This window comes from Lentzea sp. JNUCC 0626, assembly GCF_043632865.1.
GTDB lineage: Bacteria > Actinomycetota > Actinomycetes > Mycobacteriales > Pseudonocardiaceae > Lentzea.
Genome location: NZ_CP171635.1, coordinates 10,288,124 through 10,303,235 on the forward strand (window position 1 = coordinate 10,288,124; position 15,112 = coordinate 10,303,235).

Annotated in this window: 17 protein-coding genes; 6 read left to right on the top strand and 11 right to left on the bottom strand. The window is 68.8% G+C overall.

What is annotated here, in order from left to right; genetic code table 11:
* Positions 1-13 precede the first annotated feature (13 nt).
* Complete coding sequence (locus JNUCC0626_RS48040; protein ID WP_394617275.1) at positions 14-1,225, bottom strand: cytochrome P450; 1,212 nt, start codon at positions 1,223-1,225, stop codon at positions 14-16.
* Positions 1,226-1,341: 116 nt separating this feature from the next.
* Positions 1,342-1,857 (bottom strand): MarR family winged helix-turn-helix transcriptional regulator, encoded by a 516-nt coding sequence (locus tag JNUCC0626_RS48045; RefSeq protein ID WP_394617276.1) that lies wholly within the window; start codon positions 1,855-1,857, stop codon positions 1,342-1,344.
* Positions 1,858-1,974: 117 nt separating this feature from the next.
* Between JNUCC0626_RS48045 and JNUCC0626_RS48050 the strand changes: the two genes are divergently transcribed.
* The 3 genes from JNUCC0626_RS48050 (at position 1,975) to JNUCC0626_RS48060 (ending at position 4,624) form a co-directional block, all read left to right on the top strand.
* A complete protein-coding gene (locus tag JNUCC0626_RS48050) occupies positions 1,975-2,955 on the top strand; it encodes a zinc-binding dehydrogenase (protein ID WP_394617277.1) in 981 nt (326 codons plus the stop codon).
* Positions 2,956-3,081: 126 nt separating this feature from the next.
* Positions 3,082-3,594 carry a hypothetical protein gene (locus tag JNUCC0626_RS48055; RefSeq protein WP_394617278.1) on the top strand — a complete coding sequence of 171 codons (513 nt, stop codon included), beginning with the start codon at positions 3,082-3,084 and terminating at the stop codon, positions 3,592-3,594.
* 121 nt (positions 3,595-3,715) lie between these two features.
* Positions 3,716-4,624: a substrate-binding domain-containing protein gene (locus JNUCC0626_RS48060; RefSeq protein WP_394617279.1), complete on the top strand. Its 909-nt coding sequence runs from the start codon at positions 3,716-3,718 to the stop codon at positions 4,622-4,624.
* Between the two features lie 82 nt (positions 4,625-4,706).
* Here JNUCC0626_RS48060 and JNUCC0626_RS48065 read toward each other — a convergent pair whose 3' ends face one another.
* From JNUCC0626_RS48065 to JNUCC0626_RS48085, 5 genes are all read right to left on the bottom strand, one after another.
* Complete coding sequence (locus JNUCC0626_RS48065) at positions 4,707-5,627, bottom strand: MBL fold metallo-hydrolase (protein ID WP_394617280.1); 921 nt, start codon at positions 5,625-5,627, stop codon at positions 4,707-4,709.
* A gap of 220 nt (positions 5,628-5,847) precedes the next feature.
* A complete protein-coding gene (locus JNUCC0626_RS48070; RefSeq protein WP_394617281.1) occupies positions 5,848-7,536 on the bottom strand; it encodes an ABC transporter permease subunit in 1,689 nt (562 codons plus the stop codon).
* Positions 7,533-8,993 (bottom strand): ABC transporter substrate-binding protein, encoded by a 1,461-nt coding sequence (locus JNUCC0626_RS48075; RefSeq protein ID WP_394617282.1) that lies wholly within the window; start codon positions 8,991-8,993, stop codon positions 7,533-7,535. Before JNUCC0626_RS48075 ends, JNUCC0626_RS48070 begins: the two co-directional genes overlap by 4 nt.
* Positions 8,994-9,184: 191 nt before the next feature.
* A complete protein-coding gene (locus tag JNUCC0626_RS48080; RefSeq protein WP_394617283.1) occupies positions 9,185-9,685 on the bottom strand; it encodes a gluconokinase in 501 nt (166 codons plus the stop codon).
* Positions 9,682-10,605 (bottom strand): hypothetical protein, encoded by a 924-nt coding sequence (locus JNUCC0626_RS48085; protein ID WP_394617284.1) that lies wholly within the window; start codon positions 10,603-10,605, stop codon positions 9,682-9,684. The genes JNUCC0626_RS48080 and JNUCC0626_RS48085 overlap by 4 nt, the downstream gene beginning before the upstream one ends.
* Positions 10,606-10,764: 159 nt before the next feature.
* Between JNUCC0626_RS48085 and JNUCC0626_RS48090 the strand changes: the two genes are divergently transcribed.
* From JNUCC0626_RS48090 to JNUCC0626_RS48100, 3 genes are read left to right on the top strand one after another with little or no spacing between them, the layout of a single operon-like run.
* The gene (locus JNUCC0626_RS48090) at positions 10,765-11,001 is read left to right on the top strand and encodes a hypothetical protein (protein WP_394617285.1); all 237 of its coding nucleotides are present in this window, start codon (positions 10,765-10,767) and stop codon (positions 10,999-11,001) included.
* Entirely contained in the window at positions 10,998-11,198 is a 201-nt protein-coding gene (locus JNUCC0626_RS48095) for a hypothetical protein (RefSeq protein ID WP_394617286.1), read from the top strand. The genes JNUCC0626_RS48090 and JNUCC0626_RS48095 overlap by 4 nt, the downstream gene beginning before the upstream one ends.
* A 2-nt stretch (positions 11,199-11,200) precedes the next feature.
* Positions 11,201-12,187, top strand: a complete 987-nt coding sequence (locus tag JNUCC0626_RS48100) for an NAD(P)-dependent oxidoreductase (RefSeq protein ID WP_394617287.1) — start codon at positions 11,201-11,203, stop codon at positions 12,185-12,187.
* 86 nt (positions 12,188-12,273) lie between these two features.
* On the opposite strand, the gene JNUCC0626_RS48105 is transcribed toward JNUCC0626_RS48100, so the two are convergent.
* The 4 genes from JNUCC0626_RS48105 to JNUCC0626_RS48120 form a co-directional block, all read right to left on the bottom strand.
* Complete coding sequence (locus tag JNUCC0626_RS48105) at positions 12,274-13,776, bottom strand: SulP family inorganic anion transporter (RefSeq protein WP_394617288.1); 1,503 nt, start codon at positions 13,774-13,776, stop codon at positions 12,274-12,276.
* 8 nt (positions 13,777-13,784) lie between these two features.
* Positions 13,785-14,363, bottom strand: coding sequence for a carbonic anhydrase (locus JNUCC0626_RS48110; protein WP_394617289.1), 579 nt, complete (start codon positions 14,361-14,363; stop codon positions 13,785-13,787).
* Between the two features lie 53 nt (positions 14,364-14,416).
* The gene (locus tag JNUCC0626_RS48115) at positions 14,417-14,764 is read right to left on the bottom strand and encodes a hypothetical protein (protein ID WP_394617290.1); all 348 of its coding nucleotides are present in this window, start codon (positions 14,762-14,764) and stop codon (positions 14,417-14,419) included.
* 88 nt (positions 14,765-14,852) lie between these two features.
* Positions 14,853-14,996 carry a hypothetical protein gene (locus tag JNUCC0626_RS48120; RefSeq protein WP_394617291.1) on the bottom strand — a complete coding sequence of 48 codons (144 nt, stop codon included), beginning with the start codon at positions 14,994-14,996 and terminating at the stop codon, positions 14,853-14,855.
* Positions 14,997-15,112 lie beyond the last annotated feature (116 nt).

The following is a 15,112-nucleotide window of genomic DNA, read 5'->3' on the forward strand; positions in this document are numbered from 1 at the left end:
GCGGTAAGACCGTTCACCAGGTCACGGGGAGCTCCGCGACGCCACCGGTGAGGGTGGGCCGGACCTGGATCTCGTCGACCTCCTTGCCCAGGCGCAGTCCGGGCAGTCGCTTGGCCAGCGCGGCGAACACGATACGCAGTTCGGTGCGGGCGAGGTTCGAGCCGATGCAGAAGTGGGCGCCGTGGCCGAAACCGAGGTGCCCCTTCTCAGAGCGATCGGGGTTGAACGTGTCGGCGTCGGAGTAGGTGTCGGTGTCGCGGTTGCCCGAGTTGATGGACAGGAGGACGGCGTCACCGTCGCGGATGGTCACGCCGTCGATGTCCACGTCGGTGCGCGCGTAGCGCAGCAGGCCGAGATCTCCCGGTGCACCGAGGCGCATGACCTCCTCGACGACAGCGGCCGCCCGGCCGTCCGGATCAGCGACGAGTGCCTCCCACTGGTCCCGGTTCGTGAGCAGGAACAGGAGTCCCAGGCAGATCCGGCTTACGGTCGTCTCATGTCCGGCGAACAGCAGCGCGACGCTGAGCCGGATCATCTCCTGGTAGTCGAACGCCTCGTCGTTGCCCTGGGCGCGGATGAGGTCGGAGAGCACGTCCTCGCCCAGGGCGGGCCTCTTCGTCTCGACCAGCCCGCTCATGTACCGGAAGAACTCCGTGCGCGCCGCGTGCGCGTCCCCGTCAGCGGTGAGGCTGACCATGCGGTGGGACAGCGATGCGAAGTACTCGTCGTCGGATGCGGGCACACCGAGCAGCTGACAGATCATCGCGACCGGCAACGGAAAAGCCAGCCCTGAATGCAGGTCCACGACGCCGTCCGGCGCCGTGTCGTGCGCGACGACCAGCTGGTCGAGGTAACCGTCGATCAGCTTCTCCATGTGGTCGGACAGCATTTGCATGCGCTTGGCGGAGAACGCGGGGGTCAGCAGCCGGCGCATCCGCGCGTGGTCTGCCTCTTCGGTGTCGTAGTTGCCACTCGGTCCGTCCTGGACCGCAGCACTGGTGATGCGCGTCGCGTGTTCCGGTTCGCGGTGGGCGCGGCCGAACCGCTTGTCGCCGAGGATGACGCGGATCTGCTCGGACCGCGTCACGAGCCAGGCGGGATCTCCGGCCGGCGTGGTGACCGGAGTGATCGGCGCGTCCCTGCGCAACACCTCGTACAGAGGGGCGAGGTCGAGCACATTCGGCCGGGGGAAGGGCAACTGCAGATTTTCGGTGGTGGCGCTCAATTTTCTCTCCAGATCTCGGCCTAAAAAATCGACCGTATGCGCGTTGTCCTGGTCGACTCCGTCATTTGCGCGTTCTGCGGACGCCTTTGCGCGCTTGACGGAAGCGTGCGCCTTGGTCAGTCGTGTCGTGCCTCGTCCACCGGGCAAGGTGCTTGCAGTGTGCGGAGGATCCGATGGGAGATCGTCTCGAGTTGGCGTTGCTGCGCCGCGGTGAGCGTGTCGAACACCAGGCGGTGCACCTCGTCGACGTAGGCCGGCGCGGCGGCGTCCACCTTCGCCTTTCCCTTGGCGGTCAAGGTCGCGAGCGTGCAGCGGCCGTCAGCGGGATCGGGTCTGCGGCTCACCCACCCCCGCTTCTCCAGCCTGCTGACCGCATTGGACAGGCGCGACAAAGTGCTGCCGGTGTACTGCGCCACCTCGCTCATCCGCCGGGTGCGTTCCTTCGCCATCGACAGCGATGCCATGACCTGGAACTCGAAGTGGCTGATGCTCGCGGCCTGCTGCATCTGCGCTTCCAGCGCAGCGGGCAGCAAGGTCAGCATGTAGCCGAACGCGTACCAGCGCCGCTCGTCCTCGGGGCTCAGCCGACCGGGTTCCCTGGACGCCGCGACGGCGTCAGCTAGCTCCTCCATGAGCACGACATTACTTCACCAATGAAGTTATTGTCAGACGGGATCACTCTCGTCTTGAAGTGAGTTCGCGGTAGTATCAGTTCAATGTTGAAGTATCCGCAGAGTACGAACACCTTCATGCGCGCTCTGGTCCTGGATCAGCCGGGAACCTGCGACGCGTTGCGCCTGGCAGACCTTCCGATCCCGGAGCCCGAAGCCGGACAGGTTCGCGTCCGCGTCGAGGCGTGCGCGCTGAACCCGTCGGACTACCAGCGTGCCGCGTACGGCATCAGCGAGTGGGAGTGGCCCGCTGTGCTCGGTCTGGACGTCGTGGGTGTCGTGGACGCCGTCGGTGAGGGGGTGAGGCGCGTCGGTGTAGGGCAGCGCGTCGCGCATCTCGGTGACATTCGGGTCCGGGGTGGCTTCGCCGAGTACACCCTGGCCGACGCTTCGGTGCTCGCGACCGTGCCGGACGGCCTCGAGCCGGCTGCGGCGGCCACCGTTCCCGCTGCCGGGATGACGGCATACCAAGCGGTGGTGGAGCGCCTGCGCGTCGGCAGGGGCGACACCGTGTTCGTGACCGGTGGAGCAGGCGGGGTCGGCGGATTCGCCGTGCAGTTCGCGGCGCGCGCGGGTGCGCGGGTGATCACCACCGCGTCGGCGCGCAACACCGCTCACGTCAAGGCTTTGGGTGCCGAGGAGGTCGTCGACTACCGCACCGAGGACGTCTCAGCGCGAGTGAGGGAGCTGACCGGTGGCCGCGGGGTCGACGCCGTGGTCGACGCCATCAGTTCCGGCTCCGCCACCTCGAACCTCGCGGTGCTGGCACCCGGTGGCGGGCTCGCCTCCATCGCCGGACGCCCTGACCTCACGACCGTCCCGCCCTTCGGTCTCGCGCCGTCCGTTCACGAGATCGCACTCGGCAGCGCGTATCTTCTCGGCGACGACCGAGGGCGCGCCCGGTTGGGCACCGTGCTGACCGGCCTGCTGGCTCTGCTCGCCGAGGGTGAACTCGACCCGATGCTCGCTCGCGCCATTGCGCTGGAAGAGGTTCCTGATGCGCTCGTGGAGCTCTCCGGGCGCGGCGTGCGTGGCAAGATCGTGTACGTCCACCGCTGACCGAACGAGGATCACGGCCGACGTGTCCGATCCACAGTGGATTCACCGGCGCAGTACGGTCGGGCGGCGCACTTCCGATCCGCGGTCGTGCGCGGGTGAACGGCACGACTTCGAAGGTGGAGAACGGTGATCGAGTCGGATGGCAGTACCGACCAGAACGTGTCGCGGGTCGCGGAACGGCTGAAGGAACGCATCTACGCGGAGCTGGCCGTCATCGCGGTCACGCTGGGGCTGGCGTTGTCCGGGTCCAGCACACACCTGTCGGCGGCGTTGTCCGTGCTCGGCGCCTCCCTCGGCCTGTGGCTCGCGACGATCGCGGCTGAGGTGCAGGGACACCGGTTCGCCTACGGATACCGGATGAAGGCGCCCGAGTTGCGTCGAATGCTGTTCGTGACCAGTCCTCTGATGACCGCGGCCGTGGGGCCGTTGATCCTGGTGCTCTTCTCCGCGTTCGGCGCGTTCACGCTCACCGCCGCGTTGTACGCGTCGGTGGCGGTGGACACGGCGACCATGTTCGTGTGGGGCTACACGTCAGGGCGGCGGATGAACGCGAGCGTGGCCATGTCGGTCCTCAGTGGACTGGCGAACCTGGTGATCGGCGGGATCGTGATCGTGGTCAAGGTGGCCGGAGGTCACTGATCGCCGGATCGGTCTCCGAAGCGAGCGGAAATTCCTCGTAGGCAGTGGAAAAGCTGTCCGGCACCGCTGCCCGGTGGGTAGAACCAGCCTCGACGAGCAAGTTGAGGAGAGGTACGAGGAATTGAAGTTCCGCAGGATGGTGGCGTGCCTGGCGCTGGTGCTGACCGCGTGTGGCACCGGTGCGCAGGAGCGGGGTGACCACATCACCATTGGGCTCGCGCTGTCTACTTTGGACAACCCTTTCTTCGCCGAGATGCGGGAAGGCGCGGAACAGGCCGCTGCCGAGCTCGGGGTCTCCCTCGTGGTCGTCAACGCCGACAACGACGTGAACATCCAGTTCGGCCAGGTGCGGAGCCTCGTGGTGGAAGGCGCGCGGGCCATCGTCATCAACCCCGTGGATTCGAGGAAGGCCAAGGAAACAGCGGACGTGGCGAACGCCGGTCTCGTTCCGCTCGTGTCGGTCGACCGGTCGATCTACGACGGCAGAGTCGTGTCCGAGGTGGCGTCCGACAACGTGCAGGGCGGTGCATTGGCGGCGATCGAGCTTGGCAGGGCCGCGAACGGCGATGTCGTGCACCTGACCGGCACCCCGGGCTCGTCGGTGACCCACGACCGCGGCTTCGGGTTCGAGCAGGGGCTGAACTCCGGCGGAATCACGATCGTGGCGAAGCGGGCCGCGAACTTCAGCCGTGCCCGTGCGTTCGAGGTCATGACGGAGTTGTTGAACACCAACAACAACATCACCGGGGTGTTCGCCGACAACGACGAGATGGCGCTCGGCGCGATCAAGGCGCTCGGCGCGCGAGCGGGCAAGGACGTGCAGGTCGTCGGTTTCGACGGCACCCCCGAGGCCGTGCGGGCCCTCGAAGCGGGCGTGCTGACGGCGACCATCGCACAGCAGCCCGAACTGCTCGGTCGCAACGCGGTCGAGCAGGCGGTGAAGGCGGCCCGGCGGCAGCAGATCCGGCAGGTCGTGGACGTTCCGGTCCAGGTGCTGAAGAAGGGCTCGGTCGCCGGTCATCCCCGGTGACGATCAGTCGCGGAACGCTGGTTCGGCTCGACCAGGGATCGAGCCGAACCAGCGTTCCGCGTTGTGAGCGGCGCCTTGGCGATCACACCGCGCAGTGCAGTGGTCCGCCGTTGTAGGTGATGGCGTCGCCCAGAGCGACGGCGATGTCGACGTCGGCACCGTCGGCGTCGGCGTACGCCCTGTGCAGGTTGAGCACCAGCCGCTCGGCGTCGGGCAGGTCGGCGAACTCTCTGAGATGTGCCTCCTGCGCAGCCTGAAGGGGCGTCCAGCCCTTCTCCCGGCCTGCTGCGGCGGTGTCGCGGACGAACTCGTAGTAACGCCGGTGCGTGGCCAACACGTCGGCGAAAGCGGTGCCGGTGACCAGCGGGCCGTGGCCGGGAACGATCGTGTTCGCGCCGAACGCGGCCAGCCAGTCCAGCGAACGCAATGCCCCGTCGAGGGAGCCCATCGCGATCATCGGGGTTACCTGGTGGAACACGAGGTCACCGGTGAACAGCACGCGCTGCTGAGGCAGCCACGCCACCGCGTCCCCGACGGTGTGCGCGGTGTAGCCGGGGTGCTGCACCTCCACCGGCGTCCGGCCGGCGTGCAGCGTGATCTCATCGCGGAACGAGACGGTGGGCGCTCGGACGGCCTCGACACCCCAGTCAGGGCTGGGAGACCACACCGGCGGGGTGTTGGCCAGGATGAAGTCCTGCAGGATGCCCTGGCGGGTGTGCTCGTGCGCGACGATCACCGTCGAGTCCGGCAGCAGTGCGTTGCCGTAAACGTGGTCACCGTGCAGGTGCGTGTTGATCGCGAGCCGGATCGGCGCGCCGCCGGTGGCTTCGTCCAGCGCGCTCAGGAAGAGCCTGGTGCGGCGGGCGGTCGCGCAGGTGTCGACGAGGACGACCTCGCCGTCCGAGTGCACCGCGCCGGCGTTGTTGATCCACCAGGTGCCGTCCGGCTGGATCCATGCGTAGACGCCGGGTGCGAGTTCCTGGAGGTCTGGCTGAGGGGTCATGATCGGCAACCTACTGCTCGTGAGTCTGGACGGGGACGCGGCTCGGCGGCACCCGATGAACGAGGAAAAACGTTGTGCTCGGCGTGGATGGGGCGGAACGATTCGCCCGGCTAGCGTTGGTGGTGCTCAAACACCCCCTTGAGCGACTGAAGGTGCAGTAGAGGGTGGCCCGTCCGTCACCACTCCCGACGTGCGGCGGGCCACCCGCCTTTCATCCGGGTCACCGCAGCCTGCTCGCCAGGCACGCGGCGCCCACTCCCAGTGAGATCAGAGCCGCCGCGGGGAACAGCACCGTCCACGGCGCCGCCTCGAAGTGGGGCATGCCCTCGGCGAGAAGCAGCCCCCACTCGGGTTCAGGTGGCTGTGAGCCGAGGCCGAGAAATCCGAGAGATGCCACCGCCAACGCGACCGCGGGCAGTCGGGCCAAGCCGTTGCGGACGACCGGGGGAACGAGCGCGGGCAGCACGTGCCGTCGCACGACGTGCATCCGTGTCGCGCCGAGAGCTCGCACACTGGTGAGCAGCGAGCTGCCGCGTTGTTCGGCAGCGAGAGATCGCGCGTGACTCGCGAGCGGTGCCCAAGCGACGGACGTGACCGCGGTGAGCGCGCCTGTCCAGCCGGGTCCGGCCACAGCGGCCACCGGTAGTGCCACGACCACGGGCGGGAGCGCGTTGGCGATGTCCGCGACCACCGAGCTGCGTTTCGCCGCGAGGCCCACCAGCAATCCGATCACGATCACCGCGGCGGTCACCGACACGGCCAGTGCGGCGGTGTGCACCGCGCCGTGACCCACTCTGGCGAGCAGATCGCGTCCCACCGCGTCCGTGCCCATCGGGTGAGCCGCGGACGGCGGCAACAGCCGCGCGGACAGGTCCACCGCGTAAGGATCACGGGAAAGGCCCCAGGCCACGATCGCGGTGCCGATCGCCGGCAACGCGACAAGAGCCGGGTGTCGGGAGGGGGCCGAGGTCTGGGGCGCGACCGCTGCGAGTGCTCTGTCCGACAACGCCGGTCCCAGCAGGAGGCGTTGGACGACCGTCCCCAGAGCACCGGCCAGGACACCGACCAGCAGGATCGCCAGTACGCAGGCCTGCACCACGGGCACGTCCTGCGCGAGCGCGGCGTTGACCGCGAGCCTCCCGATGCCGGGCACCGCGAACGTGACCTCGACGGCCGCGGCCCCGAACATGCCCGCCACGAGCAGACCGAGCTGCCCTGACGCGACGGACGCTGCCCTGCGCACGACGGCGAGGGCGGACGTGCGCCGCCGCAGACCCGATGCCTCCCAAGACCGCACCCAGGGCTCGGCCAACGCGTTCCGCACCGCGTCCTTCGCGATCACGGCGAGCACCGCGCCCGCCGGCGTGCCGAGCGCGACGGCGGGCAGCACCGCGTTGCCGAGGTCCCGCCAGCCCGACGTCGGGAACCAGCCCAGGTGCACGCCGGCGACCAGTAACAGGACCGAGCCGATGAGGAACTCCGGCAGGGCCGCGAGCGCCGCGGCCACCACGCCCCGGTCACCTGTCGCGTCACCGCGCAGGCCACGCGTGAGCGTGCGTGTCACCAGCGCCGCCATGACGAGAACGGCCACGACCGCCGCCGCCGTCGTCAGCGTCATCGACACACCGAACGCGTCCACCAGCTGCCGTGCGACGGGTTCGCCCGACACCCACGAGGTGCCGAGGTCGCCGTGGACCAGTCGCACGAGCCAGTGGTGGAGCACCCCCGCCGGTCCGGCGTCCAGACCGAGCTCCGCACGCACCGAGGCGAGGGCGGCCGCGTCGGGCTCGCGCTCGCTGATCCGGGCGCGCAGGACAGACAACGCGGGATCGTTGCCGGAGACCAGCGGCAGCAAGCCGATCAGCGCGGTGAGGGCGAGCAGAACGCCGAGCCGGCCGAGTGTCTTCATCGCAACGACGTGTCCTGGCGGACGAGCAGCTGCCCGTGCGGGTCGAGGGACAGTCCCTCGACGTGGGGGGAGCGGCCGATGATCGCACGCTCGTGCACAAGTGGAACGACGGCACCGCTGTCCAGCACGAGTTTCTGCGCCTTCAGCACAGCGGCCCGCCTGGCGCCCGGCTCAGGCGTCGCGAGTGAGTCGGCGATCGCGGAGTCGACCGCGAGATCGCACAGCTTCGCGATGTTGTACCCGCCGGAACAGCCGAAGTCGATGGCGAGGTAGGCGGCGGGGTCGCCGCTATCGAGCGCGTACGACCGGGAAATGATCACGCCGTCGAACTTGCCCGCCAACAGGTCCGGTTCCAGCTGGCTGTACTGCCGCACGACCTGCTCGACCGAGAAACCCTTGCCGCGCAACCACTGCGCTACGACCGAGGCGACCTCGGGAAGTTCGGCCCGTTCGCTGTAGGTGGCCAGGACGAACGGCTCGCCGCCCGCACGTGCTTTCGCAGGTTCCGGAGGTGGAGGTGTGGTGGCCCACGGTGTCGCCGGCCCGAAGATGCCCCGAGCGGGATCGGCGTGCCCTTGGTACACGGCGCGGGCGATCGCGTCGGCGTCGACCGCGTCACGGACGACCCGGCGCAACCGCGGATCGGCCATCGGCGCCTGGGACGTGTTGAGCAGCAGGGACACGGTCCTCGGCAGAGGAATCTCGGCGGTGGCGGAGTCGGGGTGTGTGGTGGCGGGCAGCGCGGTGGCGACGTCGACCTCTCCCGCTCGCAGCGCCGCGCTGCGGCCAGGGCCGTCCGGGATGAAGCGAACGTCCACTCCGGACAGACGCGGCGGGCCGTGCCAGTAGTCCTGGAAACCCGTCAGCCGCGCGGCGGAGTTCCCGGTGATCTCGTTCAGGACGAAGGGCCCGGTTCCGGTTCCGGTGACCCGCACCCCGTCGGCCTGGTAGGCGTCCGAGCTGAGGATCACGAGGTTGGGCGCGGCCAGTCGCTCGGGCAGCGTCGGGTCCGGCTCGGTGGTGCTCACCACGAGGTCGTTGTCGCCCTCGGCGGTGGCGGTCAGGCCGAGTCCCTTGAGAACGTGGGGAATCGGACTCGCCCGCGTCGCCGCGGTGAAGGCGTTGGCGACGTGCTGCGCGCGAAGTTCGAGTCCGTCGTGGAACTTCACGCCTTCACGGAGGTGGAACTGCCAGGTCGTGGCCGAGCGGCGGGTCCAGCTCTGCGCCAGCAGCGGCTGCGGACTTCCGTCCGGTGCCAGCCCGACGAGTGTTTCGGCGATGCCCAGCTGGGTCAGCAGCGCTCCGTCGTCACCCCAGGGCGACATGGCCTGCTTCGGTGCGAACGGCATCGCCACCCGCAGCACCGCAGCGTCCTGAGACGTGCCTCCGGTGAAGCATCCCGCGGTCAGCACGCACGTGGCGAGCATCGCGCTGAAGGCGATCCTTCGTCGCAACAAGATGTCCAGCCCTTCGATCGTCCGACGGTCGCGATCGCACGGGGATGCACCTGTTTGTCGCGTTGCGGAGAAATCCAGTCGACGGTCAGCGGATCCGCCCGGCCTGACGGTAGGCGGAGGGAATCCCGCAGCTCGCTGTGTTCGTTCGGGTGCTGAGTTGTTTCCGGGATCTTCTGAGGTGTGCCGGAAGGTCAGACGGTGCGGCTGTCACGCTGGTAGAACGCGTTGAGCGAACGCAATGCCACGAGCCGGGTCTCCTCCGCGACGTCGATCCGGGAACCGGGTTCGTCGGCTTGCAGGGGTTCGAGCGTCGCCACCTGGGAGGCGAGCAGGGACGCGGGCATGAAGTGGCCCTTTCGCAGCGAAAGGCGGCTGGCCAGCACCGCTGGGTGTGCGTCCAGGTGCAGGAACCACACGTCGTGGTCGCCGCGCAGAACGTCCCGGTAGGCGCGTTTCAGCGCGGAGGAGGTGACCACTCCCAGCCGGCGTTCCCCGATCCACGTGGCGATGTCCGCGAGCCACGGTGCGCGGTCGGCATCGGTGAGCGGGTGACCCTCGCTCATCTTCGCGATGTTGGAGTGGGAGTGGAAGTCGTCGGCATCCGCGAACTCGATCCCCAGCGCCTCGGCCAGGATGCTGCCGATGGTGGTCTTGCCGGAGCCGGACACGCCCATCACCACGATCACCGTCACCGCTCGGCCGCCCCACGTCCGTCGGCAGCACCGGCGTTCAGGACCACCAGGTCCAGTTCGGAACGCAGCACGTGGCCGAACTGCGTTCCGGGGTCGATGTCGGCGAGCATCAGGCAGGCGCGCCGGTGCATGCTGCGCAGATCAGCGTGGTAGGCCCTCGTGATCACAGGAGAGCGCAGATGACCGCGCAGCGCGCCTTGCAGATCGCGGTTCAGCACCACTCCCGCCCGCAGGCGGGCCAACGCGACCCGAATAGGCGGTCTCACGTGCGCAAAGGCGTGGGCAACCAGGAGATCCGGGACGATCAGTTCGGCTGCGGACGTGTCCACCACGGTGGACGACTTCTCGTCGAGAGTCAGTTTGCGCAGCAGACCGTGGAAGAGGCCGTACCGCCGCCAGTGCTCGATCGCCTGAGGTGCGAACAGCCTGGCTGTCATCACGGCATCCCGGGAGTACGCCGCTCCGAAGGAACCCATCAGGTCCGACAGCACGTTCTGGCGGCTGATCTCGGTGAAGTGCCGTCGGCTCATCGAGCGCGCTGCCCTCCCGGCGGATATCGCGCAGTCCGAGACGTCGTTCGCCCAAAGCAGCTTGCGGTCGGCCGGTGCCAACGTCTTCTGGAGGTGGTGCTGGGCCAGCCGGGTGGCGTCCAGGATGCTGAACCTCATCCCGGTCCACCACAGCGCCGACATCGTTGCGACGGGAAGCGCCTTGCCCGGCTCGCCTCCCATCACCGCGGCTGCGGCCAGGGCGAACAAACCCTCTCGAGTGCTGATCGAGTCCGGCTCCGAGCTGAGCTGGATGCCGGCCTGGTAGGTGAGGACCGACGGGTCCGCGGCTGCTTTCGCCAGAGCCGACCGCGTCGCCCGGTCGAGTGTTTCTAGGTACGCGTCCAGTGATCCCAGCCGTTCGAAACTCACGGCCTCAGCATGGTCGTCCGGCGCGTCTGGGGGACCTGTCGCGGAAAGATCTCCGAAGGCTTCGGAATCAGCGGCAGGGCAGGAAGCCTCGCCCATAGCGTCGACGTCCGAATGTCCGCGTGACGGTGTCGGACGGAACGACAGAGGGGTGGATCGCCGGTGCGGGACGTTGTTCTGGACGACGACATCGAGTTCGACCGGCACCACTCATCGCGGGGCCTGTTCGCCGTCGCGCGGGCGATCCTGGGCGAGCTGGACCCGTTTTCGATCGGCGTGCCCGGACCGCGAGGTCCCCAGTCCGACACCGAGTGGCTGGCGACCGTGCTGAAGGAGCTGCGAGACCAGGGAGCCCACGTCACCGCGGCGTTGGACCGCGTCGAGGATCGGAGTTCGTGACGGTGGTCCTCGACTCCGCGCGTGTGCGACAGCTCCTGCGGGCAGGGCAATCGATCGGTGTGCAAGAGGTGGACGGTTGCCGGGTGTGGGCGCTCGCTTCCCGACCGGAACCCCCGGAGGTCTACCGGAAGACCTGGGGTATCGCCGATCCGATCGAGTTCGGCGGCACGGGCCACGACTTCGAGAACGGAGTGTGACGGTGGGCGACGAGCGCAGGCCTCGGATCGCGGTGTTGCGGCAGCTTCCTGACAAGGGCTTGGAAGGCCTCGTCCCGAAAGGCGAGGTCGTCCTTTGGCAGGGAGATGCCCCGCCGACGCGGGAACAGGCGCACGAGCTGGTACGCGGCTGTGATGCCGCGGTGGTCTTCGACGGTGATCTCGTCGATGCGGTGTTCCTCGACGCGGCGGGCGAGCGGTTGCGCGTGGTGGCCTTGGCGTGCGCGGACTTCGACACCGTCGATCAGGCGGAGGCGCGGGAACGCGGAGTGGTCGTCACCCACACGTCGACCGTGCCCGCGGAGACGACCGCCGACGCGGTCGTCTCCCTGATGCTGATGAGCAGGCGCCGGCTCGGTCCGGCGATCGGGTCCCTGCAGTGCGGTGGGCAGCAGCCGTTCCGGACGGACGGCTTTCCGGGACTGGACCTGCACGGCACGAAGCTGGGGCTCGTGGGGTACGGCCCCGTCGCCCGGGCGGTCGCCCGGCGTGCGCTGGGCTTCGACATGACGATTCAGCACTGCGACCCGCACGAACCGGACAACATCGTCTCGCGCTTGGTCGGTCTCGACGAGTTGCTGAGAACGAGCGACATCGTGTCGTTGCACGTGCCACCGGCCCCGCGGAGCGCGAGCCTGATCGGTCGGCGAGAACTCGCGATGATGAAGCCGACCGCGACCCTGGTGAACGTCTCCCGCGGCGACGTCGTCGACGAGCGGGCGCTGGCCGTCGCCCTGCGCACGGGCACCCTGCACTCGGCCGGCCTGGACGTGGTGGAGCGGACGCCGCGCGACGACGAGGACGACCCGTTGCTCGCGGCGCCGAACCTGGTGGTGCTGCCCTGCGTCGGTTCCGCGAGTGAGGCGACTCTGGCCGCGATGGTCGATCTCGCCGTGCGCAACGTGCTCGCCGTGCTGAACGGCTTCTCTCCGATCACGCCGTTGCCCGGAACCGTGGTCAGGCCGAGCTGACCCCCGCTCGTCCCGAACGGATGTGCGCGTAGGCCCCCGAACCCTGGACGGGTTCGGGGGCCTACGCGTCAGGAAACCCTTTCAGGTCAGGGAGACGAGTGCACCACGTCTACCTCCAGGCCCGCCTGGCGGTGCCGTTCGGCCCAGGTGTCGATGGCCTGCTCGCAGGCCTGGTCGAGATGACGTAACCCCCGCAGGTCGAGCAGCACGTGCTTGGTCAGCGGCAACCCCTCGAGCACGTGGAGCAGACGAGGCAGGCGGAGGAAGGTCGCGTTGCCCCGCAGCACGACGACCTCGTCGTCGTTTCCTCGGGGTGTCACGGTGACCGAGAGGTGGGAGACGTCCCACGCGGTCTTGATCACGGCGGCGAGCAGGCCCACGACGGTGCCGGTGAGCAGGTCGGTGCCGACGATCAAGCCCGCGGTGAGAACGAGGATCGCGGCCTCGGCGCGATCCCTGCGGTGCAGGCTCGCCACTCCCTTGAGGCCGAGCAGTTTCCAGCCCGAGTGCACGAGGACGGCCGCGAGGACCGCACTGGGGATCAGAGCCAGCACACCGGGCAGCAGGACCACGAACAGCAGCAGCCACACACCGTGCAGCACCCGCGCCGCCCTGGTCCGAGCCCCGGCCTGGACGTTGGCGGCACTGCGGACGATCACGGCGGTCATCGGCAGGGCGCCGAGCAGGCCGCAGATCGTGTTGCCCGCGCCCTGAGCGATGAGCTCGGCGTTGTACCGGGTGCGCGGACCGTTGTGCATGCGGTCCACCGCGGCGGCGCTGAACAGGCTCTCGGCTGACGACACCAGTGCGAACACCAGCGCCGCACCGAGCACTCCCGTGTTCACCAGCGAGAAGTCGGGCAGGTGGAGGTCGTCGTGGAGGGTGCCCACCTCGATGCGGCGCAGGCCCGGTCCCTCCGCGAGGGACAGGGTGGTGGCGACGACCACACCGACGAGAACACCGGGTACCACGCGCAACCGCGCCGGGGCGTACTGCCACAGCACAGTCACGACGATTGTCACCGAACCGACGGCCAGTGCGACCAAACCGGGCGTGGTGGTGAACGCCCCGATGACGAGATCTGGAAGACCCGTCACCTTCGCCCAGGTGCCGATGGGCTGGGCGGCGCCCATCAGCGGGTAGAGCTGGCCGAGGATGAGCACGAGGCCGATGCCGGCCAGCATGCCCTGGACCACGGCGGGGGAGATGGCGCGGAACCACGTGCCGCAGCGCAGGACGCCGAGGAGCAACTGGATGAGCCCCGCGCCGAGGACGATGACGCCGAGTGCACCGATGCCGTGGTCGGCGACCGTGTCCGCGACGAGGACGGTCAGTCCGGCCGCGGGACCGCTGACCTGCATGGTGCTGCCGGGAAGCAGGCCGACGACGAGGCCGCCGACGACCCCCGTGATGATGCCGAGCTCAGCGGGGACGCCGGAGGCGACGGCGACGCCGACGCACAGCGGAAGGGCGACGAGGAAGACGACCAGCGAGGCGCCGACGTCCTTGCCGAGCGTGTGCCGCCACCCGCCCCGGTCCGCACGGCCGGAGTCGTCCTGGTGCTGGGAGTGCTGGGTCAAAGTGATCATCTCCGGCTTCACAGCGGTTGGAAGGCGGCGGCCGCCGAGATCTGGGTCTCGCCGGTCTCGATGTCGTAGAACCAGCCGTGCACCCGCAGGTCACCCGCCAGCACGCGATCGCGCACGAACGGATACGCGGACAGCCTGTCCAGCTGGGTCAGCACGTGCTGACGCCCCTCTTCGCGCAGCGCGGAGTCACCAGCCCTCGCACCGGTGCGGGCCTGCATGGACAACCACCGGCGCATCATGGGGAGATGGTCGATGTCCGCGCCGTGCAACGCGCTCACCGCACCGCAGTGGGAGTGCCCGCAGACGATCACCTCGGACACGCCCAGTTGCACGACCCCGAACTCGATGGTCGCCATCTCGCTGGACGTGGACTCCGGGTCGTAGGCGGGAACGACGTTTCCCGCCGTGCGCAGTTCGAACAGGGTGCCGGGTTCCGCGCCCGTGATGGCCGAGGTGACGATGCGGGAGTCGGCGCAGGTGATGAACAGGACGGTGGGCCGCTGACCGCTCGCGAGCCGTTGTCCCACCGACCTCGGGCGGGTGGTGGCGTGTTCGCGGGCGTGCTGGACCAGGCGATGGAGTTCCATCGTTACCTCACAGTGCGATTTTCAGGTTTCCGGGTGGCGGCTGAGCACGCCGATCAGTTCCGGAACACCTGCAGCACAACGGGTCTGGCCAGCAGCCGGAGGTGCTCGAAGCGGCTGATGTCGTCGAGCGCGGCCGGTAAGTGCGTCGAAGAGGGCTGAGGCGCGAGTGCCGGTAGGCGGGCATCGCGCCGTTGCGCGGAACGCCGGGAAGAGGCCTGCCGCACCGCGAACTTCTCGCCGGCCTTGCGTGGTGTCTCTTCCTTTTTGGGCGCCTTCTCCGCCGGGTCGTGCCCCTGGGAGGAGCTCTTCCTCGGTGAGGCCGCCTGATCGCTGAACTGATGACCGATCGGGGCGAGCATCACGACGAGAGCCAGCATGATCGCGGTGACTACCAGCCTCACCGTTTCTCCTAGGATGCCTGTGGGTGGCTCTCCGGTCGTGGAAAGCAATCGGATGACCTCGGCCACTGCTTCCGCGGAGTGCCGAGCCCTAATCGAGGTCGAGTTCCTCGTTCCCCCGGCTGTGCGCGTGGACCTGCACCGGGGTGGGTTTGCCCCTGGACAAGGCGTAGATCAGCTGTCCGGCGAGCATCGGGATGACGAACGACGTGATGATGGCGCCTGCGATTGTCATGGTCCGAAGCTAGGTCCGATGTGGACTCAGCGGACATCCGCAGAAGCAGGAAACCTCCGGCCCCCTGCCCGCCGAGCCGACGACCAGAGGTTTCCGCCAGCGAGCCGCCACAGTCC